Origin of the sequence: Psychroserpens ponticola (assembly GCF_023556315.2) — a bacterium.
Taxonomy (GTDB): Bacteria; Bacteroidota; Bacteroidia; order Flavobacteriales; family Flavobacteriaceae; genus Psychroserpens; species Psychroserpens ponticola.
This window is the reverse complement of record NZ_CP116221.1, coordinates 2,329,651-2,355,119: the sequence shown is the minus strand read 5'-3', so window position 1 is coordinate 2,355,119 and position 25,469 is coordinate 2,329,651. Positions and strand designations below refer to the sequence as shown.

Genomic DNA, 25,469 nt, shown 5'->3' with positions numbered 1-25,469 from the left:
TTATTTACCTTTGTAGTGTATGGATGCATTATATTATTCATTTATAATTCCTGTCTTTAATAGACCAGATGAAATTAAAGAACTTTTACAAAGCTTCAAAGCAATGGAAAGTGATATCCCTTTCGAAATTGTGATTATCGAAGATGGATCCACAATAGATTGTAGAACAGTTGTAAAAGGTTTTGAAGCGGATTTAAATATTTCATATTATAATAAACCGAATTCTGGTCCAGGAGATTCTAGAAATTTTGGAATGCGAAAAGCAAGAGGAAACTACTTTATTATATTAGATTCCGATTGTTTATTACCTTCTCAGTATTTAAGCGTTGTTAATACTGATTTAGAACAAGATTATGTAGATTGTTTTGGTGGTCCTGATGCAGCAGATGAATCCTTCACAAATCTGCAAAAAGCAATTAATTTTGCTATGACATCTTTTATAACAACTGGTGGTATTAGAGGATCAAAATCAAAGAATAAAAAATTTCAGCCTAGAAGTTTTAATATGGGTATTTCTAAAACCGCATTTGAAGCATCTGGTGGTTTTGGATACATTCATCCAGGTGAAGATCCAGATTTGTCAATACGATTAATTAAATTAGGTTTTAAAACAAAACTTATTAATAATGCATTTGTGTATCATAAACGACGCATATCGTGGTCTAAGTTTTATCAACAAGTTCATAAATTCGGTTTAGTAAGACCAATACTCAATTTGTGGCACCCAAATAGTGAACGACTGATTTTTTGGCTACCAAGCTTATTTTGTTTAGGACTTATTTTTGCTGCTTTTTTAACTATTTTAGGAAATTATTTTTTATTGAGTATTTTCAGTTTATATATGATTTTTGCCTTTTTAGTTGCATTATTTCAGACCAAAAGCGTGGTAATTGCTATACAAGCAGTTTTTGCAATATTTGTTCAATTTTTTGGTTATGGTTTAGGATTTTTAAAATCTACATTTGCTATCAAGGTCTTAAAAAAGAAACCAGAAGCATATTACCCTAATTTATTTTTTAATAATGCTGTCTAAATTAAAATCCATACTAATTAGGTCAATTAAGAATAAAAAACTTAATGTTTTTGGTTTATTCTTTCTTTTGGCTTTTTTAATATTGGTGCTTAGTAAACTATCAAAATCTTATACAGAAACTTTAACAGTAGCTGTTAATTATATTAATCTACCTGAGGATAAAATCTTAACTAATAATGAAGACCCTGAAGTTAAGATTAGTGTTAATACATATGGCTTTAATCTTTTTGCATCCTATTTTTATGATAATACCATTGCAATTGATATAGAGAATGATACTTATATAAATAAGGGAACTTATGTCTGGGTTGCAAATCGCGCTTTGACAAACATTGAAACACAATTAGGTAAAAATTTTAAGATAGAATCGATTAAACCAGATACGTTAAGTTTTTCATTCGGTACTTTATCGGTTAAAAAAGTACCAGTCATTCTTAATTCTAATCTGTCCTTTGCTTCAGGTTATGATTCCTTAAAAAAAATTGTTTTGGTTCCAGATTCAATTAAAATAATTGGTTCAGATAGTGAAATTAAAACCATTGATCATGTAGAAACTTTTGAATTACGCTTGTTAGATATTAAAGAAAATATAAATACAACAATAAGCTTAAAAGTTCCCGAAGAAGGTCATACATTTAAATTATCTCAAGAAAAGATTAGAATTACAGCTGATGTAGAAAAATTTACTGAAGGTACTCTAGAAATACCAGTTGTGATTAATAATCTACCATCAGATATTCAAATTAATTATTTTCCAAAAACAATTAAAGTATCTTATGAAGTAAGTTTGAATGAATATAAATCTATAAAAACTTCAGATTTTAAGATTGAATGCGATTATTTAGAAATTAAAACTTCAAATAAATCGTATTTCATACCCAAGTTTGTTAAGATACCTGATAATGTGAAACGCGTAAAGATGAAACAAAATAAAATTGAATACATTATAACAGAATGATTGTAGTTGGACTTACAGGAGGAATTGGAAGCGGAAAAACAACAGTTGCTGAATTATTCAAAAACTTTAATATCCCAATTTATATTGCAGATGTTGAAGCTAAATTATTAATGAATAATTCTCAAGCCATTAAGCAAGAACTTATTTCACTTTTTGGTAAAAATGCGTATAAAAACAACCAACTAAATAAGCCATTTATAGCAGATAAAATATTTAATAACAAAGCATATTTAGACCAAATGAATGCTATTGTACATCCAAAAGTAAGAACGCATTTTAAAAGTTGGTTAAAAGGGCAAAATTCAGCTTATGTAATAAAAGAAGTGGCTATTATTTTTGAGCATCAGCAACAATCTCAGTACGATTTAATTATTTCCGTAATAGCCAATCAAGATAAACGGTTACAACGTGTCTTAAATAGAGATCAAAGTACTCCAGAAAAGGTTTTGGCTATTATGAACAACCAAATGAGCGATGTAGCTAAAGCCAAATTATCTGACTTTGTTATTGTTAATAACGATAAAAACACGTTAAAAAATCAGATAGAAAAAATACATAATTCCATACTAAAACATATTGAAAATACTGCAATTTAACTTTTGTGTTAATGTAAGGTTAAAGAAGAGCACATGTAAATGTTAAAATGCTAAATTTGAACGATGGGTAAAAAACTATTCATTTTGTTAGTGGTTTTAATGAGTTTATCTCTCATTGGTATCATTTTCGTTCAAGCTTTTTTTATAAACAATACTTTAAAAAACGAAGAAAAAAACTTTACATTAAATGTAAAACGTTCTTTAAGTTCTGTTTCGAAAGCTATTGAAGAAAAAGAGTTTGAAGTCTATTCAAAAAAGCTTCAAAACCTTATCGAAAGTGGAATTGATCCCGATTCAACAGCAATACGACAGGTTTTTATTTTAGAGCAAGATGACTTGTCAAATGAGACTAGAATTTATGGTAATTCTATTTCAGAAGAGAGCTTTAAAGTACCATCATTGTTCTTTGACATTGGTTTAGATAGTTTCAATTTAAGTCGCGTAAGAAACACTAAAATTACTGAAACATATGATAATAATAGCCTAGATGGTAACAGATCGATTAGTTTGCAAAAATCGATAAAGAACATCAGTAATTTATCTTATTTAGAAAAGGCGTTGTTTGAATCTGCAACTAGAGAACAGTTTAAAAACATTCCAGTTTATAAACGAGTATCTGCAGATGATGTACAGTTTCTTTTAGAAAAGCAATTGGATTATAATGGTATTGATACAGCTTTTGAATTTGCTATTTATGATAGAGATCTTTCAACGAAAGTACAATCAGGAAATTTTGAATTAAATCCTAATTCAACTACAGGTGTTCCTGTTTTTCTTGATGATAATAATAATAGTGATTATATGCTTTATGTTGATTTTCCTCAAAGAAGAAAATTTTTATTGTCTTCAATTTTGGGCATGATAGCATTATCAATTTTATTTACGTCAATTATTGTTCTTGCTTATTCTAGCGCTATTTATCAGTTGATAAAACAACGTCAAATCTCACAGATTAAAACCGATTTTATCAATAATATGACACATGAGTTCAAAACGCCTATAGCAACTATTAATTTGGCTTTAGACTCAATTAGAAATCCAAAAATAATTGGAGATCAAGAGAAAGTAATGCGTTATCTTAGAATGATTAAAGAAGAAAACAAACGTATGAACGCTCAAGTTGAAAATGTATTAAGGATTTCTAAGTTAGAAAAGAATGAGCTTAATATAAGTAAGGAAAGAGTAAAGTTACACGACATAATAGAAGATGCAATTAGTCATATAGAATTGATTGTTGAAGATCGAAAAGGATATGTTAAAACGCATTTAAATGCTGAAAAATCATCAATTCTTGCAAACGATACGCATTTTACAAATGTAATTGTTAATATTTTAGATAATGCAGTGAAATATAGTGATGAAGCACCTAAAATTGATGTGTATACAGAGAATGTTGGAACTAATATCTTATTGCGGATTGCAGATAAAGGTAATGGAATGTCTAAACAAGTACAGAAAAAAGTGTTTGAAAAATTTTATAGAGAGCACACAGGAAATGTACATAATGTCAAAGGTCATGGATTAGGTTTGGCCTATGTTAAACGAATTGTTGATGACCATCAAGGTCATATATCAGTAGAAAGTGAAAAAGGAAAAGGTAGTGTATTTACAATTAAACTGCCATTAATATCATAAATTATGGAAGAACAAAACAAAAAAATACTTTTAGTCGAAGATGATCCAAATTTTGGAACAGTCTTAAAGGACTATCTTAACATGAATGATTATGATGTTGTTCATGCTAAAAATGGAATGGAAGGGTTCGAGAAATTTAAGAAAGATGATTTCGACCTTTGTATTCTTGATGTGATGATGCCTTATAAAGACGGTTTTACGTTAGCTAAGGAAATACGTGAGAAAAACACAGATGTTCCAATTATTTTCTTAACAGCTAAAGCAATGAAAGAAGATGTATTAAAAGGATATAAAGTTGGTGCAGATGATTATCTAAATAAACCTTTTGATAGTGAAGTTCTTTTAATGAAAATAAAGGCTATTATTCAACGTAAGGCTACTGATACCATAGCAGATAGTAAACAATTTGAATTTAAAATTGGACGTTTTGATTTAAACTCAAAACTGCGTTTCTTAAAATTTGATGGTAAAGATCCAATAAAACTATCTCCTAAAGAAAACGAATTATTGCGTCTTTTAGCACTTCATGTAAATGATTTAATGCCTAGAGAATTAGCGCTTACTAAAATTTGGAGAGATGATAATTATTTTACTTCAAGAAGTATGGATGTTTATATTGCTAAGCTTAGAAAATATTTAAAACTTGATGAGGAAGTAGAAATTTTAAATATTCATGGTGAAGGATTTAGATTAGTTATAAGCCAAGACGTATAGAAACATATGATATAGATTAAAAATCCAGCTTTTAGCTGGATTTTTTTTGCAATAAAAAAGCCCATCATTTAATGATAGGCTTTAGCTTTATAAAACGAATAGTATTAGATAACTTTTACGTTTATAGCGTTTAATCCTTTTTTTCCTTCTGTTAAATCGAATTCAACGGCATCTCCTTCTCTAATCTCATCAATTAAACCAGAAATGTGTACAAAATGTTCTTTGTTGTTGTCATCTTCAGTGATAAATCCAAATCCTTTAGAATCGTTGAAGAATTTTACGGTACCTTTACTCATAATAAAATTTATTTTTATTTAAGTTGCAAAAGTAGTTCTTATTAATGGAATATTAGTCTTTTTATCGTTTAATTTAAATCACGATTATAAAAGATATTATTTATGTTTAATAATAGCATCAAGTATTACATCTGTCTTTGTAGTATTATCAAACCACAATGTGTCTGTGTTTTTTTTAAACCAAGTCAATTGTCGCTTCGCGAAACGTCTGGTATTCTTTTTAATCTCAGCGACTGCAAAATCTAATGTCCACTCTTTGTCAAAAAATTTAAATAATTCTTTATAGCCAACTGTATTTAAGGCATTTAGATCTTGTTTGGGCTCTAAGTTTTTAACTTCATCCAGCAAGCCTTCATCCATCATATTATCAACACGAGTATTTATTCTATTATAGATAAGATCACGTTCTGAGGTTAAACCAATAGTAATGGTTTTAAATGGTCTTATTTTATTAGTAGAAGTTAAAAAGGAAGAATAAGGTTGTTTGCTTCCTATGCAAATTTCCAAAGCTCTTATTAATCGATGTGGATTGTCGATAGCAATTGTTTCGTATGATTTTGGATCTAAAACTTTTAACTGTTCTTGTAAAGATTTTATTCCTTCAGTACTAAGCATTTCATTTAATGATAGCCTAATACTAGGATCTACATGTGGAAATTCATCCAGTCCTTTTGTAACAGCGTCAACATATAAACCTGATCCACCAACCATAATTACAATATTTTTAGTTTGAAAAAGAGTTTTTAATGTTTTAATGGCTTCTTTTTCAAAATCACCAACACTATAACTATCTTCAATAGATTTGTGATGAATAAAATGATGCTGAGCAGACGCTAATTCTGATGGAGTTGGAGCAGCAGTGCCAATTTGCATTTCTTTATAAAATTGTCTTGAATCTGCTGAAATAATCTCAGTCTTAAAATGCTGAGCTAGTTTTATACTCAATGTCGTTTTTCCTATAGCTGTCGGTCCAACTATGGAGATTAGATATTTAGTTTGATTTGTAATGACTTTTTAAAATTAAGGTGAATTTAAATGTAAATTATGCCCACAATTATAGCAAAATTTAGCACCATCTTTATGATTTGAGGTCAAACAATTTGCACAAGACTGTGAGTTGGTATGTATAATTGGATTTGATTTTGGTTTGGCTTTATTTGAAGCCTCTTCTTCATCTTTAGAGTGTTTTGTATATTCAGCAGATACAATTCCTGTAGGAACAGCAATAATACCATAACCCATAATCATAATAAATGACGCAATAATTTGTCCTAAAGGGGTTTGAGGAGTAATGTCTCCAAATCCTACAGTTGTTAGTGTTACAATACACCAATAGACACTTTTAGGAATGTTATCAAAACCGTGTTCTTTACCTTCAACTAAATACATAACAGTACCTAGAATAATTGTAATAATAACTACAGTTAGCATAAATACAGATATTTTAGCTCGACTTGCTTTTAACGCAGTTGCTAAATGGTTAGAAGCTGATAAAAATCTAACAAGTTTTAAAATTCTGAATATTCGTAATAAACGTATAGCTCTAAATGCGACAAGTGCATGTGTGCCTACAAATATTAATGATAAGTATTTTGGTATGGTAGAAAGTAAATCTATAACACCATAAAAACTGGTGATGTATTTAAGAGGTTTTTTTACTGAAATAATACGTAATATATATTCTATAGAAAATAAAATTGTAATAATCCATTCTGAAACATTGAAAAAGGAATGGTATTGCTGGTCTAAGGACTCTATACTTTCGAGCATTACTAGTAGAATACTAGCTAAAATTGCGATAAGTAAAACGATATCAAAAAATTTACCAGCAGGTGTATCTGCCTCATAAATAATTTCATGAACTTTTGCTCTCCAATTGCTATGAGGTTTTTTTTCTGGCATGTATCAAAAATACTAAAAACTTATTTAGAAGGGTTTAAGTGTAAAACTTTAAGGCGTTTGTTTTTTCTTAAATAACTCTGTATGATATGTTGTGTGTCTCTATTATTTTCCATTGGAGTGATAATCGATTGAAGCACTTCAATGTTTGTAATTTGATAATTTAAATCAAAGAAACCTAAACCTTTAAAAACGCCATTTTGTATGTAAATCACGCTTCGTTCTTCGATGTCTCTACCTTTATCGATAATTATCATGTCTTTATTATCGTAACTGTGTTTTTCAATGAGTTGTTGAACACGTTTGTTATAAGATTCTGGAGCTTCTTCTTTGATGCATGCACCAAAACATTGTTTAATTGTATAATTAAAACAACTACTTTTTGTTGGATACAATCCTGTAAGTTTTTGACATAAATTATACGCTTCTACAGCTTTAAACATAAAGCTTTTAGCACTTTGACGGTTTGTAAACGTCGTTATTGGCGTTTTTTTTCCATCTGCAATATCAATATTCAGAATGGTATAATCATTCTCATCTTGATAACTATAAAGTGCATGGGTAAAAATATTACGTCTCAAAGCTCTATTATGTATAGGCTTATTGCGTTTAATTTCTTCACTTTCCTTTAGTAATGCAATAAGTTCGCTTCCAGTTTTTTCATAAGTAACCGAAGCTACTTGTAACTGTAATTTTTTAGATTTAGTACTGTTATTTGTTAAGTGCTGATTGATGCGATGCTTAATATTATTACTTTTTCCTATATAGATGATTTTACCTTCAGCATCGTGAATATAATAAACACCAGTAACAGCTGGCAAGGCGTCTATAATAATTTTATGATTTGGATTTAGTCGTTTTTCAGCAACTGCTTTTTTGATATTGTTTTCAATAATGTACTTATCTAAATCTTTGGTAAGTAACATTTTAAATAGCTTTACAGTTGCCATTGCATCTCCATTTGCACGATGTCTATCACTAACAGGAATTCCTAAAGATCTTGTGAGTTTTCCTAAGCTATACGACGGTTGATCAGGAATTAATTGCTTTGAAAGTTCAACAGTACAGAGTGTTTCACGTTTAAATCCGAAACCCAGTCGTTTGAATTCTGTTCGAAGAATTCTGTAATCAAATTCTGAATTATGTGCAACAATAATACAGTCTTCAGTAATTTCAACAATGCGTTTAGCGACTTCATAAAATTTTGGAGCCGTTTTGAGCATGTTACTATTGATTCCAGTTAGGTTAACTACAAAAGGTTGGATCTCGCGTTCTGGATTAACAAGACTAATAAATTTATCTATGACTTTATGACCATCAAATTTATATATGGCTATCTCAGTTATTCCTTCTTCATTATACTTTCCACCAGTAGTTTCTATGTCTAATATTGCGTAAATATGATAAGAGTTTAAAAGTTATTTGTTTAAAAAAGTTGAATACTTATTAGTTGTCTAAATTACAATTATTTAATTGTAATTTCTTCTTCCGAAGATACGACTTCCAACTCTAACCATTGTGCTTCCGCAATCAATTGCTAATTTAAAATCACCACTCATTCCCATTGAGATTGTTTGAAGTGTGCAGTTTGTCGCTTCAACTTGTTTTAAATCTTCAAATGTTGTTTTAAGTCGGTTGAATTCTTTTTCAATTTGATTGGTCTCATCAGTAAATGTTGCCATTCCCATAACTCCATTAATACAAATGTTGTTTAAGATAGAAAATTCTTCAGAAGTAATTAATTTTTTAGCATCACTTGAAGACATTCCAAATTTAGTATCTTCTTCAGCAATTTTTATTTGAAGCAAGCAGTTAATCGTTCTATTATGTTTTTTTGCTTGTTTGTTGATTTCATTCAGAAGTTTAAAACTATCAACACCATGAATTAAGTTCACAAACTCAGCCATATATTTAACCTTATTTCGCTGTACATGTCCAATCATATGCCATTGAATATCTTTTGGCATTTGTTCATGTTTTTCAGCCATTTCTTGGATTTTGTTTTCTCCAAAAATACGTTGTCCAGCATCATAGGCTTCCATGATATTAGAAATAGGTTTTGTCTTTGAAACTGCAACTAAAGTCACATGTTTAGGCAATTGAGATGTTATATTATTTAGGTTTTCTTTTATACTCATTATAGCTGTATGTTGTATAGATGTATGTTGTAAAGGTGCATGTTGTTGAGTTACTCATCTTAACAACTTCACATTATTTAAAATTCATACACTGTAATACCACTTCTTAATTTTGGCAAGATGTATGTGCTTTTAGGAGGCATTTTTAAACCTTCATCAGCAATTAATTTCATTTGGTTTACGGTAGTTGGACACATTCCGAAGCCCACCATAAATTCTCCACTATCTACACTACTTTTTATAGTTATCATTTCATGTTGACCGTTTACATATTCGATGCGATTATCATTTCGTAAATCATCAATACCTAAAACAGGTTGTAAAATCGTTTTGTAAAGTAATTGAGCATCTAATTTATCTAAAGCTGTATGGAATTCATAACTCGTTTTTCTTAAGTATAAAGAATAGAATTCACCATCTAAATACATACTGAAATGATGTGGTTTTGATGGGTTATATGGTAATACTCCTCTGTTTTCGATGCGATATGTAGTGTCTAACTTGATTAGGAATTCTTCTTTGCTTAAACCATTTAAACCTCTTATTAATCGGTTGAATTCATGAATAACTAATTCTGATTCAGGGATGAGATATGACATGAAAAAATTATAAGATTCAGTCCCATTATGGTTTGGATTATTAGCTTTTTCATCACTATATAGCAAATGCGAAGAAGCCGAACGATGGTGACCATCAGCAATGTAAATGGTATTCATAGTTTCAAATTCTTTCTGAATTACTGCAATAGTTTCGGCATTATCTATTTTCCATAAAAAATGCGTATCACGATAGGTCATAGTGAACTCAAATTCTGCATAGCCTTTTTGAGTTTCTTTTATAATGTCTGAAATGATTTCGTTATCAGGATAAGTAAGTAAAACAGGTTCTGCATTAAAACCGACAGTTTTTAAATAGGTTTTAAACGTTTTTTCTCTTTTAGCTATTGTGTTTTCATGTTTTTTTATGATGTCCTTTTCGTAATCCTCAGCACTTGTTGCTGCGATGATTCCGTTGAATTCTTGTCCAAGTCGATTGACGATTTTATAAACGTAAAAAGATGGTTTTTCATCTTGAACAAAAACACCATCTTCTTTGAATTCTAGATATCTATTTTTCACCAATTTGTAACGTTCTTCTCCAGTAATGACTTGGTCGTATTTATAACCAGGATTTACAATATGAAGAAAACTAAACGGGTTATAATCCATTCTCGATTCACGTTCATCAATCGTATAACTTTGATAAGGACGTGCAGCAACCAAGCCAACAATAGCTCTTGTAGGTCGTACTGCTTTAAACGGAATTACTTTTGCCATGTTTTTTTAGTAGTTAGTAACTAGGAAAAAGGGAATAGAGTCCATTTCTTATGCCTTTTGCCTTACAGCTTTTTACTTCTGAAATTGCTTAGATACATTCTCTGCTTTTCTGCTTTCAGAATAATCGTAAAAACCTTCACCAGATTTTACACCTAATTTACCAGCTCTTACCATATTTACTAATAATGGGCATGGTGCGTATTTTGGCTTTTTGAACCCGTCGTACATCACATTCAAAATAGACAAACAAACATCTAGTCCGATAAAATCTGCTAATTGTAAAGGACCCATTGGATGTGCCATACCTAATTTCATAACCGTATCGATTTCTTCAACACCAGCAACACCATTGTATAAGGTTTCAACAGATTCGTTAATCATTGGCATTAAAATTCGGTTCGCAACAAAGCCTGGATAATCATTAACTTCGGTTGGAATTTTACCCAAAGTTTTAGATAATTCCATGATTGTATTGGTGACTTCATCACTTGTATTATATCCACGAATAATCTCCACCAATTTCATAATCGGAACAGGATTCATAAAGTGCATCCCAATCACCATTTCTGGACGAGAAGTAACTGCAGCAATCTGAGTAATAGATATAGAAGACGTATTAGTTGCTAAAATGGTATCACCACCACAAGCGTCATCTAATTGTTTGAATATTTTAAGTTTTAAGTCGATATTTTCTGTTGCAGCTTCAACAACTAATCCAGCATATTCCACACCAGCTTCTACATTCGTAAATGTTGTAATGTTATTTAAAGTGGTTTGCTTATCAGCTTCAGTGATTTTTTCTTTAGCAACCATACGATCTAAATTCTTCGCAATGGTATCCATGCCTCGTTTTAAAGAGGCTTCACTAATATCTATTAATTGTACTTTAAATCCAGATTGAGCGAATGTGTGGGCAATTCCGTTTCCCATTGTTCCAGCTCCAATGACTGCTACATTTTTCATTTCGTATTTATTTTTTGTTTCCGGAAAAGGAAACTAGAGTTAGGTTTATTGTTTAAAATTGATCGATTATCATTGTTGCTACACGTAATGCTTCAGTACCATCGTGTAGTGTGACAATAGGAGTTGTATTGTTATTAATTGCATCTGCAAACGTTTCTAATTCATCTAAAATGGCGTTGTTATTTGCTATTTCAGGATTGTCAAAATAGATTTGCTTTTTAATGCCTTCTGCATTTTGAAGGATCATATCAAAATCTCCAGGTAATTCTGGTGCATCTTTCATTTTTACAACTTCACATTTCTTTTCTAAGAAATCTACAGAGATATAAGCGTCTTTCTGAAAAAAACGTGTTTTACGCATATTTTTAAGTGAAATACGACTTGCTGTTAAATTAGCAACACAACCGTTTTCAAATTCTATACGAGCATTTGCAATGTCTGGTGTGTCACTTATTACTGAAACACCACTGGCAGACACATTTTTCACTTTAGATTTTACAACGCTTAGTATAATATCGATATCATGAATCATTAAATCTAAAACCACTGGAACATCTGTGCCACGAGGATTAAATTCTGCTAGACGATGTGTTTCGATAAACATAGGATTGTTTACTTGTTCTCTCACAGCAATAAATGCTGGATTAAATCGCTCTACATGACCAACTTGTCCACGAATATCGTGTTGTGCGAGAAGCTCTCTAATGTGTTCGGCTTCTTCAACAGTATTTGTAATAGGCTTTTCTATGAAAATATGTTTTCCTTTAGCGATTGCTTTTTTTGCACAATCGTAATGTGACAGTGTAGGAGTAACGATATCTACCATGTCTACAGCATCAATAAGAGCTTCAATAGTATCAAAGTATGTATATCCAAATTCTTCAACAACTTTTTTGGCATTAGTTTCATCTGCATCATAAAAACCTACAAGGTCATATTTTTCAGATTGGTTAAGAAGTCTTAAATGAATTTTACCGAGGTGACCAGCACCAAGAACACCAGCTTTTAGCATTGTTTTACGTTTTCAACAAAAATAAGATTTTTCACAGTTTTTTTATGCGAATTTTATAATAAATAATGTCAGTTTTTGTATAGTTGATAAATCTAAGAGATTTAACTTTCAGTATAAAAATGTTTCAAGTATTTTTACCTAGTAAACTTAACTACTTTGAAAGATACATTTAAACATCAAGGCTTAAGACAACAACTTGTTAAGACTTTGAAAGCTAAAGGGATAAAAGATGAAAACGTACTAGATGCTATAGGTAAGATACCTAGACATTTATTTATGGATTCTAGTTTTTTGGATCATGCCTATCAAGATAAAGCATTTCCAATTGCTGCCGATCAAACGATTTCTCAACCTTATACAGTGGCTTTTCAAAGTGAATTGTTACAAATTAATCCTGAAGACAAAGTTTTAGAAATTGGTACTGGAAGTGGTTATCAAACTGCAGTTTTATATTTATTAGGTGCAAAAGTATTTAGTATTGAACGTCAGCATGAGCTTTATAAAAAGACAAGTAAGTTTTTACCTAAATTAGGCTATAGAGCAAAGAAACTCATTTTTGGAGATGGCTATATTGGTTTGAAAGCTGAAGCACCATTTGACAGTATTATTGTTACTGCTGGTGCACCTTTTGTTCCGAAGCCTTTATTAAGTCAGTTAAAAATTGGAGGGCGTTTAGTGATTCCAGTTGGTGATGCTGTACAAATTATGACTTTATTTATTAGAAAAGGACCAAAGGAATTTGAGCAACATGAGTTTGGTGAATTTCGATTTGTTCCTTTATTAGAAGATAAGAATTAGACTATGAAAAAAATTACATTACTATTTGTAGTATTCACTCAGATTATAATTGCACAAAATTATACCGAATATACCACTGGAAGTGCTACAGATATATCTACAAACCATGAATTTGGTATATGTATGATGGGAGGAGCGAGTGAAAATGATGATGCTATGATTTGGTTTTTAAATAAAGCTAATGGAGGAGATGTTGTGGTTTTAAGAGCTTCAGGAAGTGATGGCTATAACGATTATTTTTACTCTGATTTAGGAGTGACAATTAATTCTGTCACCACATTTGTAATCAATAACGAAGCTGGAGCAACAAATCCTTATGTACTTCAAAAAGTGGCTAATGCTGAAGCGATTTGGTTCGCTGGAGGCGATCAATTTGATTATGTGAGTTATTTTAAGGATAACGATATGGAAGACACGCTAAACAGTTTTATAAATACAAAACGAGGTGTAATTGGTGGTACAAGTGCTGGAATGGCAATTTTAGGTGGTGCATATTTTTCAGCAGAAAACGGAACAGTAACCAATGCTCAAGCCTTATCAAATCCATATCATAATCGAATGAAATTGGGTTATAATGATTTTTTAGAGATTCCATTTTTAGAACATGTGATTACAGATACACATTATGATGATCCAGACAGACGTGCAAGACATGCTGCGTTTTTAGCTCGTTATGCAACGGATAATAATACGCGTGCTTTTGGTATTGCTTGTAATGAATATACAGCAGTCTGTATCGATAATATAGGTCGCGCTTATGTCTATGGAGAATATCCTGACTATCCTGAGTTTGCATACTTTTTACAGTCTAATTGTATTGACGATTTTATGCCAGAAACATGTGTTGATGGACAAGCATTAACATGGAACCAAGGAGGTGAAGCGATTAAAGTAGCCAAAATACCTGGACTCTATAGTGCAGAAAATTATATCGACTTAACAGATTGGTCAAATTCTCAAGGTGTTGTTTGGGAAAACTGGTCTGTAATAAATGGTGTTTTTTCAACGTCATCTACTGTAAATCCAGAATGTGATTTGTTGAGTGTTACTGAAAATGATAATTTGAAAGTTTTTGTTGGTCCAAACCCGTTTCAAGATGTTTTAACTATTGAATCTCAGTTGTATGAATTTAATGTTAAGCTCTATGATAGCTTCGGAAAGTTAATTGCTCAGTATAAAAACCTATCTCAGATTGATACGTCAAGTTTATCTTCAGGTTTATATTTTATGAGAGTTTCTTCTGAAGGATTACAAGAAACGTTTAAACTAATTAAACACTAAGGCTTTTAGTTTTCTGAAACAATAACTATAGTTTGCTTTTTGTCTTTCGGTTTTTTAATTCTTATGTTGATAGTTTTATAAACCCAATCATTTTTCACTTTATTTGCAATGATATCTAATTTAGCATTTCCTTTGGTTCCAACAATTCTTATGGACGTTTTTACAGAAGAATTATCTTCAGAATAGTTAGCTTGACCCTCTAAAATAGCAAGTTTGTCAATAGGTTGAATCTCTCCTAAAATATTAAGAGCAGATTCATTTGCTTTCACTTTTTCTAGAGCATTATTATATAATTCAGTATCTGAATACGCTATTGTTAAATCTGATGCAACTTTATTCATTCCTGAAGAAAAGAAAATAACTAATAATAAAATCATAACAATTGTTGGAACAAGCCATTTCCAATACATTTGTAACCAATTTTTTTGTCTTATCAAATTAGTTGTCAAAACCTTATGTTTTTAAAAGAATTTTAGTCCAAATAAAACAGCATCACTTACAAAACCACTTTGGTAAGAACGTACATAATCTACACGTAAGAAACGCCATTTTCCCCATCCAATATTGTCTAAACCAATGGTATATTCTTGATATGGTTTGTTGTTTGGAGTTGCTAAAGCATGAGCACCAACTACCAAATTAAAATTCAGTTTTTTCAATAACGGAATTCTACTTAAAATAAACCCGTTAAAATCATGTTCAGCATGCATTTCTAAATAAGAATCATTTGTGCTTAAATCATAATATCCTAGATTATTAAAGACATCTGTATAGTTGCCTTGCTGACTGAAATGAATTTGGTTTCCGTTAAAATGTTGAAAATCTACAAAGGAAATGTCATCCGCATTAAAGAATTTTCCAGCTCTAATATTATAGCTAAATCGCCCTTTGTTTGAGACATTAAAGGATTGATACACTCTTGCTTTTACTTGATCAAAATTATAATCATCATTTGTTGCTCCTAATCCTTTTTCATAGCCAAGTAATACTGTTGGATTTTTATCTTTAGTAATGTTGTATTTACTATCAGGATAACTCAAATATTCTTGTCCGAAATTAATTCGTGCCAACACATTTAATTTAACAATGTTATGAGTTTCAAAAGGTGCAATACCATATGCCGATTCACTCAACGGATTGTTACTTGTGTACACATCGTCATCTTCAGGAAAAAATACTTGTTCAGAAGTATTAAAAAGCGCTTTACGTCTTTCATAACTTAAGGTTGTGTAAAATCTAAATCCATTAAATAACTCTTCAGAAAAGTTAGCTTCAACAAAACTTCGATCGTAAAGCTTCATATAATTATCTTCAAAGTATAACGATGCTATCGTATTTTCAAATCTAGAAATTGGATTTGAAGCATTAAATTGTGCAGCTTCAATTCCACCAGAAACAGTTAAAAATGGTCGACTTGTATCATTAAATTTATACGTTGTAGATAATGTACCACGCAAACGATGATCGCTAAAACCATAATTTATGTTTCCATTTACTGAAAAATAACGCTTATAATCGTCAAAGCTTTTGGTGTAAAAACCACCAACATTTCCATTCCAGCCTTGCACTGTATTAAAACTAATTGCTTCAATTGGAGACGTAATGCCTGCACGCCAGTTTTCGTAAGTATTACTGTACGTATAACCACCAATAATATTGCTAAATTTGAATTTGTTATTAACCTGATCTACAGAGTCTTTATAAACTTTTGAATCTTTTACAATTTGAATGCTATCCTTTTTGATATAGTCAGTGATTTCTTCATCAGTTAATGGAACAGGTCTCACTGCTGTCCAAAATGTAGAATCTTTTTTATTAGCTTCATCTGCAAAAGAGACTATTTCTCTACTGAAATCTTTACGTGTTAAGCCTGGATTAATCACATAATTACTATAAACAGCTGTAAAACGACCATCTCCTTTTATTCCAAATAAGCCGTATTTGAAATCTATATTTTGAGAAATTTTAGTCCAAAGGTTTCCTTGTTCAGAATACGCGAAATTTTGAGTAATTTTCACTTTGTCAACTGCTGGAAGTCGCGCTTGAATACCAGTAATATCTAGTTCGGCAGCGTAGATGGTCCATTGATCTTCTACAATATAAATAAACCCTTCGAAGACAGGATCATTTTTACGACGAGGTGTCGCTTTAATTTTATTGATTAAATGCCCTCTGTCATCATAGAAAACACCTTCTAAAGTATAACGATAATATCCAAATGCATTGTTCGCAATTGGAGAAATGATTTGATTTCCAAGTTCGATGGTATTGTAGTATAAATCAAATTCTACATCAATAGCATTATTAAAGCTAAATCCTTTGTCATCGCCACTTACTTTAGATGCCACAATTTTTTCTTTAAGCTTATTTGGCCTTAAAAATTCAAGTTTTGATATGGTTTCAGATAAATAGATCACACCACTTCGAGTAGAATCTAAACCACCACCAAGATCTCCAACCTCTTGTCCGAGAATTTTTTCAGGAGCATCTTTAATTCTAATTAATCCACGAGAATAAAAATCGGCTTTATAGCTTTTAATTTTTTCAAGATTTTCTTTTCGCTTTGCAATGGCTTGTCTTATAATAATATTGGCTGGATTTTCTCCAGCAGTAACAACGACTTCATTTAAAGAGATTTCTTCGTCAGCTAAAACAGCATCAAGATTAAATGGAAACGATTCAATGGTCACCGTTTTTTTGACTGTTTTATAACCTAAAAACTGAAATACAACCGTATAAGTATCCGGTTTTGAAATGTTGAGTTCATAAATTCCTTCTTCATTACTGGTTGTGCCTTTGTATGTGTTTTCGATAAAGATATTTACAAATGGCAAGGGCTTGCTGTTCGTATCTGCAACGGTTCCTTTAATTTGTGAAAATGAAACAAATGCATATAATAATGTAAGTGTGGTGAGACGTATTTTTTTCATATGGTTGATTGATTGATGGTGTCTTTATTATAAAGACGTACTTTTTATTAAAAAGGTTGCCTTACAATTGTCAAACTTAGACATTTTAACAAATTGAGGTTGTTAAACAATCATAAATAAAACTATTGTAATTGTTAAATGTTTTCACACAATTACGATGCCAAAAAGATGACTTTAGTTATAAATTTTTTTGATACGATCTAAATCTCGTTTATTATCGCGATCTTTAATGGTATCACGTTTATCGAATAACTTTTTTCCTTTTCCTAAAGCAATGTCTAGTTTGGCCAGCCCTTTTTCATTTACAAATAATCGCAACGGAATAATTGAATTGCCTTTAACGTTAACCTCTTTCTCAAGTTTTTTGAGTTCACGTTTATTAAGTAGTAATTTACGTTCAGCCTTTGGTTTATGATTGTAATAATTGCCATAAACATATTCTTGAATGGTCATGTTTATAACGAATAATTCACCTTTATCATTAAACTCACAAAAGCTTTCAGCAATTGATGCTTGACTTTCTCTAATGGATTTGATTTCAGTTCCAGTTAATACAATACCAGCTGTGTACGTATCTAGAATCTCGTACTCAAACTTTGCTTTTTTGTTCTTTATATTTACTGGTTTTTGCATGAGAACAAAGGTAATTATTTTTAACTGTTATTAAAGAATTAGTTTTACGACTTAAGAATCAAATATGCCAAAATGAAATATGTAATATTAGGAATTCTATCTTTTTTTCTTCTGAATTGTAAAAACGTTGAAACAGAAAAACCATCCGCTGAATTAATTATCAATACAGCTATAAAGCATTCAGGAGGAGACAAAATTACGTCTTCTATTATTGATTTTGATTTTAGAGACAAACACTATTCTGCAATTAGAAATGATGGAAGGTTTTTATTAAATCGCTTAACTGTTACAGCAAATAAAGATTCCATTTTTGATGTTTTGACAAATGATGGTTTTGAACGATTTACAGGTAATATGACACCTGTTATTGTTGAAGATTCTATGAAAGTAAAATATTCAGCTTCTGTGAATTCGGTACATTATTTTTCAATTTTGCCTTATGGATTGAATGATAAAGCGGTTAACAAATCACTTTTGAATGATGTTGAAATTAATGGACAAACCTACCATACAGTAAAAGTCACTTTCAACCAAGATGGAGGTGGAGAAGATTATGAAGATGTATTTTTATATTGGATAGATACAAAAACTTTCGAATTGGATTATCTCGCGTATTCTTATGCTGAAGATGATGGAATAGGTGTGCGTTTCAGGGAAGCATATAACGAACGCTATATTAATGAGGTTCGATTTATAGACTATAACAATTATAAACCGATAGATGCTACTGTTCCTCTTTCAGAATTGCCAAAATTATTTGAAAACGGACAACTAAAACTGCTATCTAAAATTGAATTAATGAATGTAACTGTTAATTGATTTTTAGGACCTGATCGATTTTATGGCCTTCAGAAATCGTTACGATAAATAAATAACTGTTATCATTGTCGTTTATATTTTCATATTTTTTTTCACCTAAAATAGCATTTACAAAAGCTGGAGTTGTATTACTATGACCAACAACTAAAACGGTTTTACCATAAGTTTCTTCAGCAAATTCTTCAGAATATAATTGTCTTGGATCATAAAATTGAATCTCTAATCCTTTAGTTTTAGCAGTTGGATTAGCGGTTTCATATGTTCTATAATATTTAGTTGAATACACAGCATCAAAATCGATGTGTTCAAAAACTTTGCTCCAATTTTCCGCTCTTTTAGTTCCTGCGTCGTTTAGATTAGGGTTTTTATTGGTTGTATCGCTTCTATCTTTTTCTGCATGACGAATTAAATAGTAAGTTGTTGTTGAAGGTTTTGTTTGTTCTTGCGCTTTTACTGGAATTATAAAACTTAAAGCAAAGGCCAGGATTAGAAAGTATTTCATTTAAATAATATTAATTACGATTGAGTTTATTACTATTTTGTAAAAGATAAAGTGTTGCTATTATTTGAGAATTGAATGTTTCTACAACTTCAATTTTGATGGGATCTTGTTTACATGTTTCCATGTCTAATGATAATAATTGAGATTTAGGATAAATTTTTTCAAATTTAATATGAATACGATCTTTTTGTGTGAAATAATTAGGTGTACATGATTCTGATTTTATTTCTGAATCATTTGTGTTTTTTTGAGAAAAGGAAGGAATAGTAATTAAAATGGTAAGTAGAACTAGATAAACCGTTTTCATTTAAAATGCAATTATGATTGATAACTCTCAAATATAACATAGTTAATTGATGAACAGCCAAAAATGTTTGTTAAAATAAAAGATTACTTAGTTCTGAATTTGATGTGTTTACGAAGAATAATTTATATCCTTTTTAATACATTTATGCCATGGAAGAAAAATCACAATATTTTATAAACTTCATAAATAATTACGTTGCGCTGTCTGAAGAAGATAAGGAAATCATACTTTCTAAAGTGTCAATCCGAAAGTATTTAAAAGGACAATATGTAGTGCAACAAGGTGATGTTTGTCGAAATAGTGGTTTTATAATTTCTGGTTGTTCTAGAACGTTTTATGTTGACGATAATGGAGAAGAGCATATTGTAATGTTTTCAATTGAAAATTGGTGGGCTTCTGAAATTGGAAGTTTTGTGTCTCAAAAACCTTCAGATTATAATGTACAATGTATTGAAGATACTGAATTGATACAATTATCATTTGAAGATCAGGAAGACTTATTCAAAGCAGTACCCAAATTAGAACGCTTTTTTAGATTAATTTTAGAGCAAGCGTTTGTAGCTTCTCAGAAAAGAATTGTTTCCACGTTTAGTCTTTCTGCTAAAGATCAATATATACAATTTACAAAACTCTATCCTGAAATTGAAAAACGCATTCCACAATACATGGTTGCTTCATACCTTGGTATTACTAAAGAGTTCTTAAGTAAGATCAAAAACACCAACCTATAATCATCATGTTAATCTAGATTAACATTTTTTGATAATCTACTTCATTTTATTTTAGACTTTTTTTTTTGAACTTTGTATAAATGCTACTTATGTAGCGTATTATATCACAACTATGGTTGAATTAATAGTTAAAAAACGTAAAGGTCTTGAGCTAAATAAAAAGGAATTAACATCAATTATTGATGGGTTTATTTCTGGAGAAATTCCTGATTATCAAATTTCTGCTTTTTTAATGGCTGTTTATTTTAAAGGAATGAATAGTACTGAAACTGCTATTTTGACTGATTTGATGATGCGATCAGGTGAATTAATTGATTTATCCCAAATTGAAGGTATTAAAGTGGATAAACATAGTACTGGAGGAGTTGGTGATAAAACCACTTTGGTACTGGCACCATTAGTGGCAGCTGCAGGTGTTCCTGTTGCTAAGATGTCTGGACGCGGACTTGGACATACTGGTGGTACTTTAGATAAGATGGAATCTATAAAAGGGTTATCTGTCGATATGTCTAGAGAAGAATTTATAGAAAATGTAAAAAAACATAATATTGCTGTTTGTGGACAAAATGCAAATTTAGTTCCAGCAGATAAAAAACTATATGCGCTGAGAGATGTTACTGGAACCGTAAATAATATGTCTTTAATCGCGTCTAGTATTATGAGCAAAAAATTAGCTTGTGGAGCAGATGCTATTGTTCTTGATCTTAAAGTTGGTTATGGTGCATTTATGAAAACACTTGAAGATGCTGAAGAATTGGCTAAAGTGATGATTAACATTGGCGAAAAGATGAATAGAAATGTCATTGCTGTAATTACTTCAATGAGCGAACCTCTTGGGTATACTATTGGAAATGCTCTAGAAGTAAAAGAAGCTATTGATACATTAAAAGGGAAAGGACCAAAAGATTTAACAGATCTCTGTTTAGAATTAGGTGGACATATGTTAGTCTTAGGAAACGTTTCTAAAAATCACGAGGAAGCTGTAGAAAAATTAAAGACCTTGATTAGCTCTGGAAAAGCATTTGATAAATTTAAAGAATTTGTAAAAGCTCAAGGAGGCGATGTTAATTCTGTAGAAAATACAGATCAATTGCCAAGTACTAAATATTCAAGAACTTACAAAAGCGAACATCAAGGTTATATAAGTGAATTAAATGCACTCGACGTAGGCTTAGCTTCAGTAAAACTTGGAGCAGGTAGAGAAACAAAAACCAGTAATATTGATTTTGGAGCTGGAATTGTGCTAAAAAAGAAAATAGGAGATTTTGTAAATAAAGGGGATTCACTTGCTGAATTATTTTCCAATGATGAAGGCTCTTTTGAAAAAGCAAATGAACTAATGACTTTAGCCTATAAATTTGCTGATAAAAAACCTTTAGCAAACCCATTAATCCTTAAAACAGTAAGGTAAATTCTTTAAGAATTGTTATTTTTATAAATAGAATAAAACTAAACGAATAATTGTATGAGTAATACAAAAATGAAGGTGAAGAATAAGACATCAAATAAGACGCAGAAATCTCTGCATCAACGAAACGATGGTATTCCATTTGATTCAAGTCTATTTGAAGATATAAATGTAAATAGAAGTGCTGTTGAAAGACGTGCTGCTACATTAAGTGGAAGAAGGTCTGTTAAGAAGGAATGGCAAGCGGCTTGGTTGTTAAAAGCTGTGAGTTGTATCGATTTAACGACACTTTCTGGTGATGATACCGAAAGTAATGTATTGAGACTTTGTGCAAAAGCAAAATCGCCAATAAGATTAGACATATTAGAGTCTATGGGAATGAAAGATGCAAATATCCAAACAGGAGCAGTTTGTGTTTATCATAACTTTATTAAGGATGCTAAAAAAGGTTTAAAAGGTAGTGCAATACCAATTGCTGCTGTATCAACAGGATTTCCAGCTGGTAATATTCCTCTTAAGGAACGGTTAAAGCAAATAGAATTATCTGTAGCTGCTGGTGCAACTGAAATAGACATCGTAGTTAGTAGAGATTTGGTATTACGATCAGATTGGAAAACATTATATGATGAAGTATCTGCATGTAGAAAAGCTTGTGGTGATGCCCATATGAAAACCATATTAGCTACTGGAGAAATCCCAACATATACGAAAGTTGCCAAGGCAAGTTGGGTTAGCATGATGGCTGGTTCAGATTTTATAAAAACGAGTACAGGAAAAGAGCCAGTGAATGCAACAATTCCTGTAAGCCTTGTAATGATTAGAACTATTAGAGAGTATCATGAATTAACAGGATATAAAGTTGGTTTTAAACCAGCAGGTGGAATTGGTAAAGCGAAACAAGCAATCAATTGGTTGGTTTTAATTAAGGAAGAACTTGGTGATGAATGGTTAAATCCAGATTTATTTAGGTTTGGAGCTAGTAGTTTACTTGGTGATATTGAACGACAATTAGAACATTATGTAACTGGACGATATTCAGCGTCATTTAGACACCCAATGGCATAAATAATATAACGCATGGAAATTAAAGAAATATACAATACAATGACATATGGTCCTGCTCCAGAAAGCACTGATGAAGCCATTCAATTTTTAGAAAGTCATAAAAGAAAATTCAAATTATTTATAAATGGAGCATGGGTTGCTCCTTCATCTAAAGAGTATTTTGACAGTATTAATCCTTCAAACAAGGAAAAATTAGCAAAAATCTCTGAAGCCAACGAAACAGATGTTAATAAAGCAGTTGCTGCTGCTAAAAAGGCTTTGCCTGAATGGGTGAAGATTGGATCGCATCAACGTGCTAGATATCTATATGCTTTAGCAAGACAAATTCAGAAGCATTCTCGACTGTTTGCTGTATTAGAGTCAATGGATAATGGAAAACCAATTAGAGAGACCAGAGATATTGATATTCCAATTGTAGCAAGACATTTTTATCATCATGCAGGTTGGGCACAATTAAAAGATTCTGAATTAAGCGATTATAAAGAACTTGGAGTCATTGGTCAAATTATTCCATGGAACTTTCCATTAATGATGTTGGCTTGGAAAATCGCACCTGCTATTGCAATGGGAAATACCGTAGTTTTAAAACCTGCAGAATCAACCTCCTTAACAGCATTGCTTTTTGCCGAAATTTGTGAACAAATAGGGTTGCCAAATGGTGTTGTAAATATTATTACTGGACATGGTAAGACAGGAGCAGATATTGTAAATCATAAGGATGTCAATAAAATTGCTTTTACAGGGTCTACTGAAGTTGGAAAACTGATAAGACGAGCTACAGCAGGAACAGGAAAAAAATTGTCATTAGAACTTGGTGGGAAATCACCTTTTATCGTTTTTGATGATGCAGATTTAGATAGTGTAGTGGAAGGTATCGTTGATGCTATATGGTTTAATCAAGGACAAGTGTGTTGCGCAGGTTCAAGATTATTAGTTCAAGAAAGTGTCGCAGAAAAACTTTATAAAAAAATTAGAGCAAGAATGGAAACCCTAAGAATAGGTAACCCATTAGACAAAAGTATTGATATAGGAGCCATTGTCGATAAAGCGCAACTTAATACCATTACAAAAATGGTTAAATTAGGCATTGATGAAGGAAATACATTAAATCAGCCATCTTGGTCATGCCCAAAAGAAGGCTATTATTTTCCTCCAACCATGTTTACTGATGTTTCGCCTTCTGCAACTATAGCACAAGAAGAGATTTTCGGACCAGTTTTAGTGGCAATGACATTCAGATCTCATAAAGAAGCTGTAAAATTGGCTAATAATACCAGATATGGCTTGGCTTGTAGTATTTGGACAGAAAATATTAATCTAGCTCTAGATATTGCTCCACAAATAAAGGCTGGTGTTGCTTGGATTAATTGTACCAATGTGTTTGATGCTGCAGCTGGTTTTGGTGGTTATCGTGAATCTGGATTTGGTAGAGAAGGAGGAAAGGAAGGTTTAATGGAATATTTAAAACCAAAAATTGAAGAGTCGTTTTCAGACCAACCTATTTCTCAATCAAAGCAAAAATTAAAACGCGTTCAAAATTCAGAACCAAATATAGGAATAGATAGAACGACTAAAATGTATATTGGTGGCAAGCAATCTCGACCTGATGGAGGCTATAGTGAGGTTGTTAACGGTGTTGATGGTAGCTATATTGGTGAAGTTTCGAAAGGAAATCGTAAAGATATTAGAAATGCCGTTGAAGCAGCTCATTCTTGTAGTAAATGGACCAATATGACAGGTCATTCAAGAGCACAAGTGTTGTATTATTTGGCAGAAAACTTAGCAATTCGTAGAGATGAATTTGCAAGTAGAATTGTTCAAATGACCAATCAAAGTAAAGCTGATGGATTAAAAGAAGTGGATTTATCTATTGAAAGAATTTATACTTATGCAGCGTTAGCAGATAAATATGATGGACATGTACATCATACTATTCATCGAAACGTGACTTTGGCAATGCCAGAATCTTTTGGTGTGATGGGAATTATTTGTCCTGATGATTTTCCGCTATTAGGTTTCATATCTACTGTAATTCCAGCGATTGCTATGGGTAACAATGTGGTGGTAGTGCCTTCTGAAAAATCACCTTTTTCTGCAACTGATTTTTATCAAATCTTGGAAACATCAGATGTACCAGGTAGTGCCGTAAATATTGTCACAGGACATAAAGATGAATTAGCACAGGTATTAGCAAAGCATGATGACGTAGACGCTATTTGGTATTTTGGTAGTAAAGAAGGTTGTAAGGATATGGAATTATTATCAGCGGATAATATGAAACGCACTTGGGTGAATTACGGCAAGTATAGAAATTGGTTAGATAAAGCACAAGGCGAAGGAGGAGAATTTCTTAAAAATGCAAGTCAGATTAAAAATATTTGGATTCCTTATGGTGCTTAATTTATGAGCTCCGAATAATGAAAAATAATTAAAAA

25 protein-coding genes are annotated in these 25,469 nt (G+C 31.3%); 12 read left to right on the top strand and 13 right to left on the bottom strand.

The genetic code is table 11. The annotated features are described in order from the left end of the window. The first annotated feature begins 19 nt into the window (after positions 1–19). From MUN68_RS10550 to MUN68_RS10530, 5 genes are all read left to right on the top strand, one after another. Positions 20–1,033, top strand: coding sequence for a glycosyltransferase (locus tag MUN68_RS10550; protein WP_249996579.1), 1,014 nt, complete (start codon positions 20–22; stop codon positions 1,031–1,033). A 67-nt stretch (positions 1,034–1,100) separates the two neighbouring features. After that, positions 1,101–1,991 (top strand): CdaR family protein, encoded by an 891-nt coding sequence (locus MUN68_RS10545; RefSeq protein WP_272792363.1) that lies wholly within the window; start codon positions 1,101–1,103, stop codon positions 1,989–1,991. Continuing rightward, positions 1,988–2,587, top strand: coding sequence for a dephospho-CoA kinase (gene coaE / locus MUN68_RS10540; RefSeq protein ID WP_249996581.1), 600 nt, complete (start codon positions 1,988–1,990; stop codon positions 2,585–2,587). Before MUN68_RS10545 ends, coaE begins: the two co-directional genes overlap by 4 nt. A 63-nt stretch (positions 2,588–2,650) precedes the next feature. Beyond that, a complete protein-coding gene (locus MUN68_RS10535) occupies positions 2,651–4,222 on the top strand; it encodes a sensor histidine kinase (RefSeq protein ID WP_249996582.1) in 1,572 nt (523 codons plus the stop codon). A 3-nt stretch (positions 4,223–4,225) separates the two neighbouring features. After that, entirely contained in the window at positions 4,226–4,936 is a 711-nt protein-coding gene (locus tag MUN68_RS10530) for a response regulator transcription factor (protein WP_249996583.1), read from the top strand. A 104-nt stretch (positions 4,937–5,040) separates the two neighbouring features. Here the strand turns inward: MUN68_RS10530 and MUN68_RS10525 are convergent, their stop codons facing one another. The 8 genes from MUN68_RS10525 to MUN68_RS10490 all read right to left on the bottom strand — a co-directional run bounded on the left by MUN68_RS10525 (position 5,041) and on the right by MUN68_RS10490 (position 12,560). Next, complete coding sequence (locus MUN68_RS10525; RefSeq protein WP_249996584.1) at positions 5,041–5,232, bottom strand: cold-shock protein; 192 nt, start codon at positions 5,230–5,232, stop codon at positions 5,041–5,043. A 96-nt stretch (positions 5,233–5,328) separates the two neighbouring features. Further along, positions 5,329–6,177: a tRNA (adenosine(37)-N6)-dimethylallyltransferase MiaA gene (gene miaA / locus MUN68_RS10520; protein WP_394357621.1), complete on the bottom strand. Its 849-nt coding sequence runs from the start codon at positions 6,175–6,177 to the stop codon at positions 5,329–5,331. A gap of 75 nt (positions 6,178–6,252) precedes the next feature. Continuing rightward, the gene (locus MUN68_RS10515; RefSeq protein ID WP_249996585.1) at positions 6,253–7,134 is read right to left on the bottom strand and encodes an ion transporter; all 882 of its coding nucleotides are present in this window, start codon (positions 7,132–7,134) and stop codon (positions 6,253–6,255) included. Positions 7,135–7,154: 20 nt separating this feature from the next. After that, positions 7,155–8,531, bottom strand: a complete 1,377-nt coding sequence (locus tag MUN68_RS10510) for an exonuclease domain-containing protein (RefSeq protein WP_249996718.1) — start codon at positions 8,529–8,531, stop codon at positions 7,155–7,157. A gap of 69 nt (positions 8,532–8,600) precedes the next feature. Continuing rightward, positions 8,601–9,269 (bottom strand): YggS family pyridoxal phosphate-dependent enzyme, encoded by a 669-nt coding sequence (locus tag MUN68_RS10505; protein WP_249996586.1) that lies wholly within the window; start codon positions 9,267–9,269, stop codon positions 8,601–8,603. A 77-nt stretch (positions 9,270–9,346) separates the two neighbouring features. Next, on the bottom strand, positions 9,347–10,585 hold the full coding sequence (locus MUN68_RS10500; RefSeq protein ID WP_249996588.1) for a DUF1015 domain-containing protein: 1,239 nt from the start codon (positions 10,583–10,585) through the stop codon (positions 9,347–9,349). Between the two features lie 72 nt (positions 10,586–10,657). Beyond that, a complete protein-coding gene (locus tag MUN68_RS10495; RefSeq protein ID WP_249996589.1) occupies positions 10,658–11,548 on the bottom strand; it encodes a 3-hydroxybutyryl-CoA dehydrogenase in 891 nt (296 codons plus the stop codon). Between the two features lie 52 nt (positions 11,549–11,600). Further along, positions 11,601–12,560 (bottom strand): Gfo/Idh/MocA family protein, encoded by a 960-nt coding sequence (locus tag MUN68_RS10490; RefSeq protein WP_249996590.1) that lies wholly within the window; start codon positions 12,558–12,560, stop codon positions 11,601–11,603. A gap of 156 nt (positions 12,561–12,716) precedes the next feature. Between MUN68_RS10490 and MUN68_RS10485 the strand changes: the two genes are divergently transcribed. Both MUN68_RS10485 and MUN68_RS10480 read left to right on the top strand, forming a co-directional pair. Next, a complete protein-coding gene (locus MUN68_RS10485) occupies positions 12,717–13,358 on the top strand; it encodes a protein-L-isoaspartate(D-aspartate) O-methyltransferase (RefSeq protein ID WP_249996591.1) in 642 nt (213 codons plus the stop codon). Positions 13,359–13,361: 3 nt separating this feature from the next. Next, positions 13,362–14,639: a T9SS type A sorting domain-containing protein gene (locus MUN68_RS10480; RefSeq protein WP_249996592.1), complete on the top strand. Its 1,278-nt coding sequence runs from the start codon at positions 13,362–13,364 to the stop codon at positions 14,637–14,639. A 5-nt stretch (positions 14,640–14,644) separates the two neighbouring features. Here the strand turns inward: MUN68_RS10480 and MUN68_RS10475 are convergent, their stop codons facing one another. The 3 genes from MUN68_RS10475 to smpB form a co-directional block, all read right to left on the bottom strand. Next, positions 14,645–15,016 carry a cytochrome c oxidase assembly factor Coa1 family protein gene (locus tag MUN68_RS10475; RefSeq protein WP_249996594.1) on the bottom strand — a complete coding sequence of 124 codons (372 nt, stop codon included), beginning with the start codon at positions 15,014–15,016 and terminating at the stop codon, positions 14,645–14,647. 84 nt (positions 15,017–15,100) lie between these two features. After that, on the bottom strand, positions 15,101–17,569 hold the full coding sequence (locus MUN68_RS10470; protein ID WP_249996595.1) for a DUF5686 and carboxypeptidase regulatory-like domain-containing protein: 2,469 nt from the start codon (positions 17,567–17,569) through the stop codon (positions 15,101–15,103). 174 nt (positions 17,570–17,743) lie between these two features. Further along, complete coding sequence (gene smpB, locus MUN68_RS10465; protein ID WP_249996596.1) at positions 17,744–18,202, bottom strand: SsrA-binding protein SmpB; 459 nt, start codon at positions 18,200–18,202, stop codon at positions 17,744–17,746. A gap of 72 nt (positions 18,203–18,274) precedes the next feature. Here smpB and MUN68_RS10460 point away from each other — a divergent pair, with 72 nt between their 5' ends. Next, positions 18,275–19,021, top strand: coding sequence for a DUF6503 family protein (locus tag MUN68_RS10460; RefSeq protein ID WP_249996597.1), 747 nt, complete (start codon positions 18,275–18,277; stop codon positions 19,019–19,021). On the opposite strand, the gene MUN68_RS10455 is transcribed toward MUN68_RS10460, so the two are convergent. Together MUN68_RS10455 and MUN68_RS10450 are read right to left on the bottom strand one after the other, a co-directional pair. Continuing rightward, complete coding sequence (locus MUN68_RS10455; RefSeq protein ID WP_249996598.1) at positions 19,014–19,523, bottom strand: phosphoglycerate mutase family protein; 510 nt, start codon at positions 19,521–19,523, stop codon at positions 19,014–19,016. The genes MUN68_RS10460 and MUN68_RS10455 overlap by 8 nt on opposite strands. Positions 19,524–19,533: 10 nt before the next feature. Next, on the bottom strand, positions 19,534–19,830 hold the full coding sequence (locus tag MUN68_RS10450; protein WP_249996599.1) for a hypothetical protein: 297 nt from the start codon (positions 19,828–19,830) through the stop codon (positions 19,534–19,536). 149 nt (positions 19,831–19,979) lie between these two features. On the opposite strand from MUN68_RS10450, the gene MUN68_RS10445 reads away from it, so the two are divergent. The 4 genes from MUN68_RS10445 (at position 19,980) to MUN68_RS10430 (ending at position 25,434) form a co-directional block, all read left to right on the top strand. Next, positions 19,980–20,561 carry a Crp/Fnr family transcriptional regulator gene (locus MUN68_RS10445; protein WP_249996601.1) on the top strand — a complete coding sequence of 194 codons (582 nt, stop codon included), beginning with the start codon at positions 19,980–19,982 and terminating at the stop codon, positions 20,559–20,561. Between the two features lie 112 nt (positions 20,562–20,673). Further along, positions 20,674–21,972 (top strand): pyrimidine-nucleoside phosphorylase, encoded by a 1,299-nt coding sequence (locus tag MUN68_RS10440; protein ID WP_249996602.1) that lies wholly within the window; start codon positions 20,674–20,676, stop codon positions 21,970–21,972. A gap of 54 nt (positions 21,973–22,026) precedes the next feature. Then, positions 22,027–23,034 (top strand): deoxyribose-phosphate aldolase, encoded by a 1,008-nt coding sequence (gene deoC, locus MUN68_RS10435; protein ID WP_249996603.1) that lies wholly within the window; start codon positions 22,027–22,029, stop codon positions 23,032–23,034. 12 nt (positions 23,035–23,046) lie between these two features. Next, a complete protein-coding gene (locus MUN68_RS10430) occupies positions 23,047–25,434 on the top strand; it encodes an aldehyde dehydrogenase family protein (protein ID WP_249996604.1) in 2,388 nt (795 codons plus the stop codon). Positions 25,435–25,469 lie beyond the last annotated feature (35 nt).

Excerpts from the sequence above, each read along its gene's own strand:
- MUN68_RS10505 (WP_249996586.1), bottom strand. The coding sequence starts at position 9,269 with ATGAGTATAAAAGAAAACCTAAATAATATAACATCTCAATTGCCTAAA.
- MUN68_RS10480 (WP_249996592.1), top strand. The coding sequence starts at position 13,362 with ATGAAAAAAATTACATTACTATTTGTAGTATTCACTCAGATTATAATT.
- MUN68_RS10495 (WP_249996589.1), bottom strand. The coding sequence starts at position 11,548 with ATGAAAAATGTAGCAGTCATTGGAGCTGGAACAATGGGAAACGGAATT.
- MUN68_RS10515 (WP_249996585.1), bottom strand. The coding sequence starts at position 7,134 with ATGCCAGAAAAAAAACCTCATAGCAATTGGAGAGCAAAAGTTCATGAA.
- MUN68_RS10450 (WP_249996599.1), bottom strand. The coding sequence starts at position 19,830 with ATGAAAACGGTTTATCTAGTTCTACTTACCATTTTAATTACTATTCCT.
- MUN68_RS10470 (WP_249996595.1), bottom strand. The coding sequence starts at position 17,569 with ATGAAAAAAATACGTCTCACCACACTTACATTATTATATGCATTTGTT.
- MUN68_RS10455 (WP_249996598.1), bottom strand. The coding sequence starts at position 19,523 with ATGAAATACTTTCTAATCCTGGCCTTTGCTTTAAGTTTTATAATTCCA.
- MUN68_RS10440 (WP_249996602.1), top strand. The coding sequence starts at position 20,674 with ATGGTTGAATTAATAGTTAAAAAACGTAAAGGTCTTGAGCTAAATAAA.
- MUN68_RS10500 (WP_249996588.1), bottom strand. The coding sequence starts at position 10,585 with ATGGCAAAAGTAATTCCGTTTAAAGCAGTACGACCTACAAGAGCTATT.
- smpB (WP_249996596.1), bottom strand. The coding sequence starts at position 18,202 with ATGCAAAAACCAGTAAATATAAAGAACAAAAAAGCAAAGTTTGAGTAC.
- MUN68_RS10535 (WP_249996582.1), top strand. The coding sequence starts at position 2,651 with ATGGGTAAAAAACTATTCATTTTGTTAGTGGTTTTAATGAGTTTATCT.
- MUN68_RS10550 (WP_249996579.1), top strand. The coding sequence starts at position 20 with ATGGATGCATTATATTATTCATTTATAATTCCTGTCTTTAATAGACCA.
- MUN68_RS10530 (WP_249996583.1), top strand. The coding sequence starts at position 4,226 with ATGGAAGAACAAAACAAAAAAATACTTTTAGTCGAAGATGATCCAAAT.
- MUN68_RS10430 (WP_249996604.1), top strand. The coding sequence starts at position 23,047 with ATGGAAATTAAAGAAATATACAATACAATGACATATGGTCCTGCTCCA.
- coaE (WP_249996581.1), top strand. The coding sequence starts at position 1,988 with ATGATTGTAGTTGGACTTACAGGAGGAATTGGAAGCGGAAAAACAACA.
- deoC (WP_249996603.1), top strand. The coding sequence starts at position 22,027 with ATGAGTAATACAAAAATGAAGGTGAAGAATAAGACATCAAATAAGACG.
- MUN68_RS10460 (WP_249996597.1), top strand. The coding sequence starts at position 18,275 with ATGAAATATGTAATATTAGGAATTCTATCTTTTTTTCTTCTGAATTGT.
- MUN68_RS10475 (WP_249996594.1), bottom strand. The coding sequence starts at position 15,016 with ATGATTTTATTATTAGTTATTTTCTTTTCTTCAGGAATGAATAAAGTT.
- MUN68_RS10490 (WP_249996590.1), bottom strand. The coding sequence starts at position 12,560 with ATGCTAAAAGCTGGTGTTCTTGGTGCTGGTCACCTCGGTAAAATTCAT.
- MUN68_RS10525 (WP_249996584.1), bottom strand. The coding sequence starts at position 5,232 with ATGAGTAAAGGTACCGTAAAATTCTTCAACGATTCTAAAGGATTTGGA.
- MUN68_RS10445 (WP_249996601.1), top strand. The coding sequence starts at position 19,980 with ATGGAAGAAAAATCACAATATTTTATAAACTTCATAAATAATTACGTT.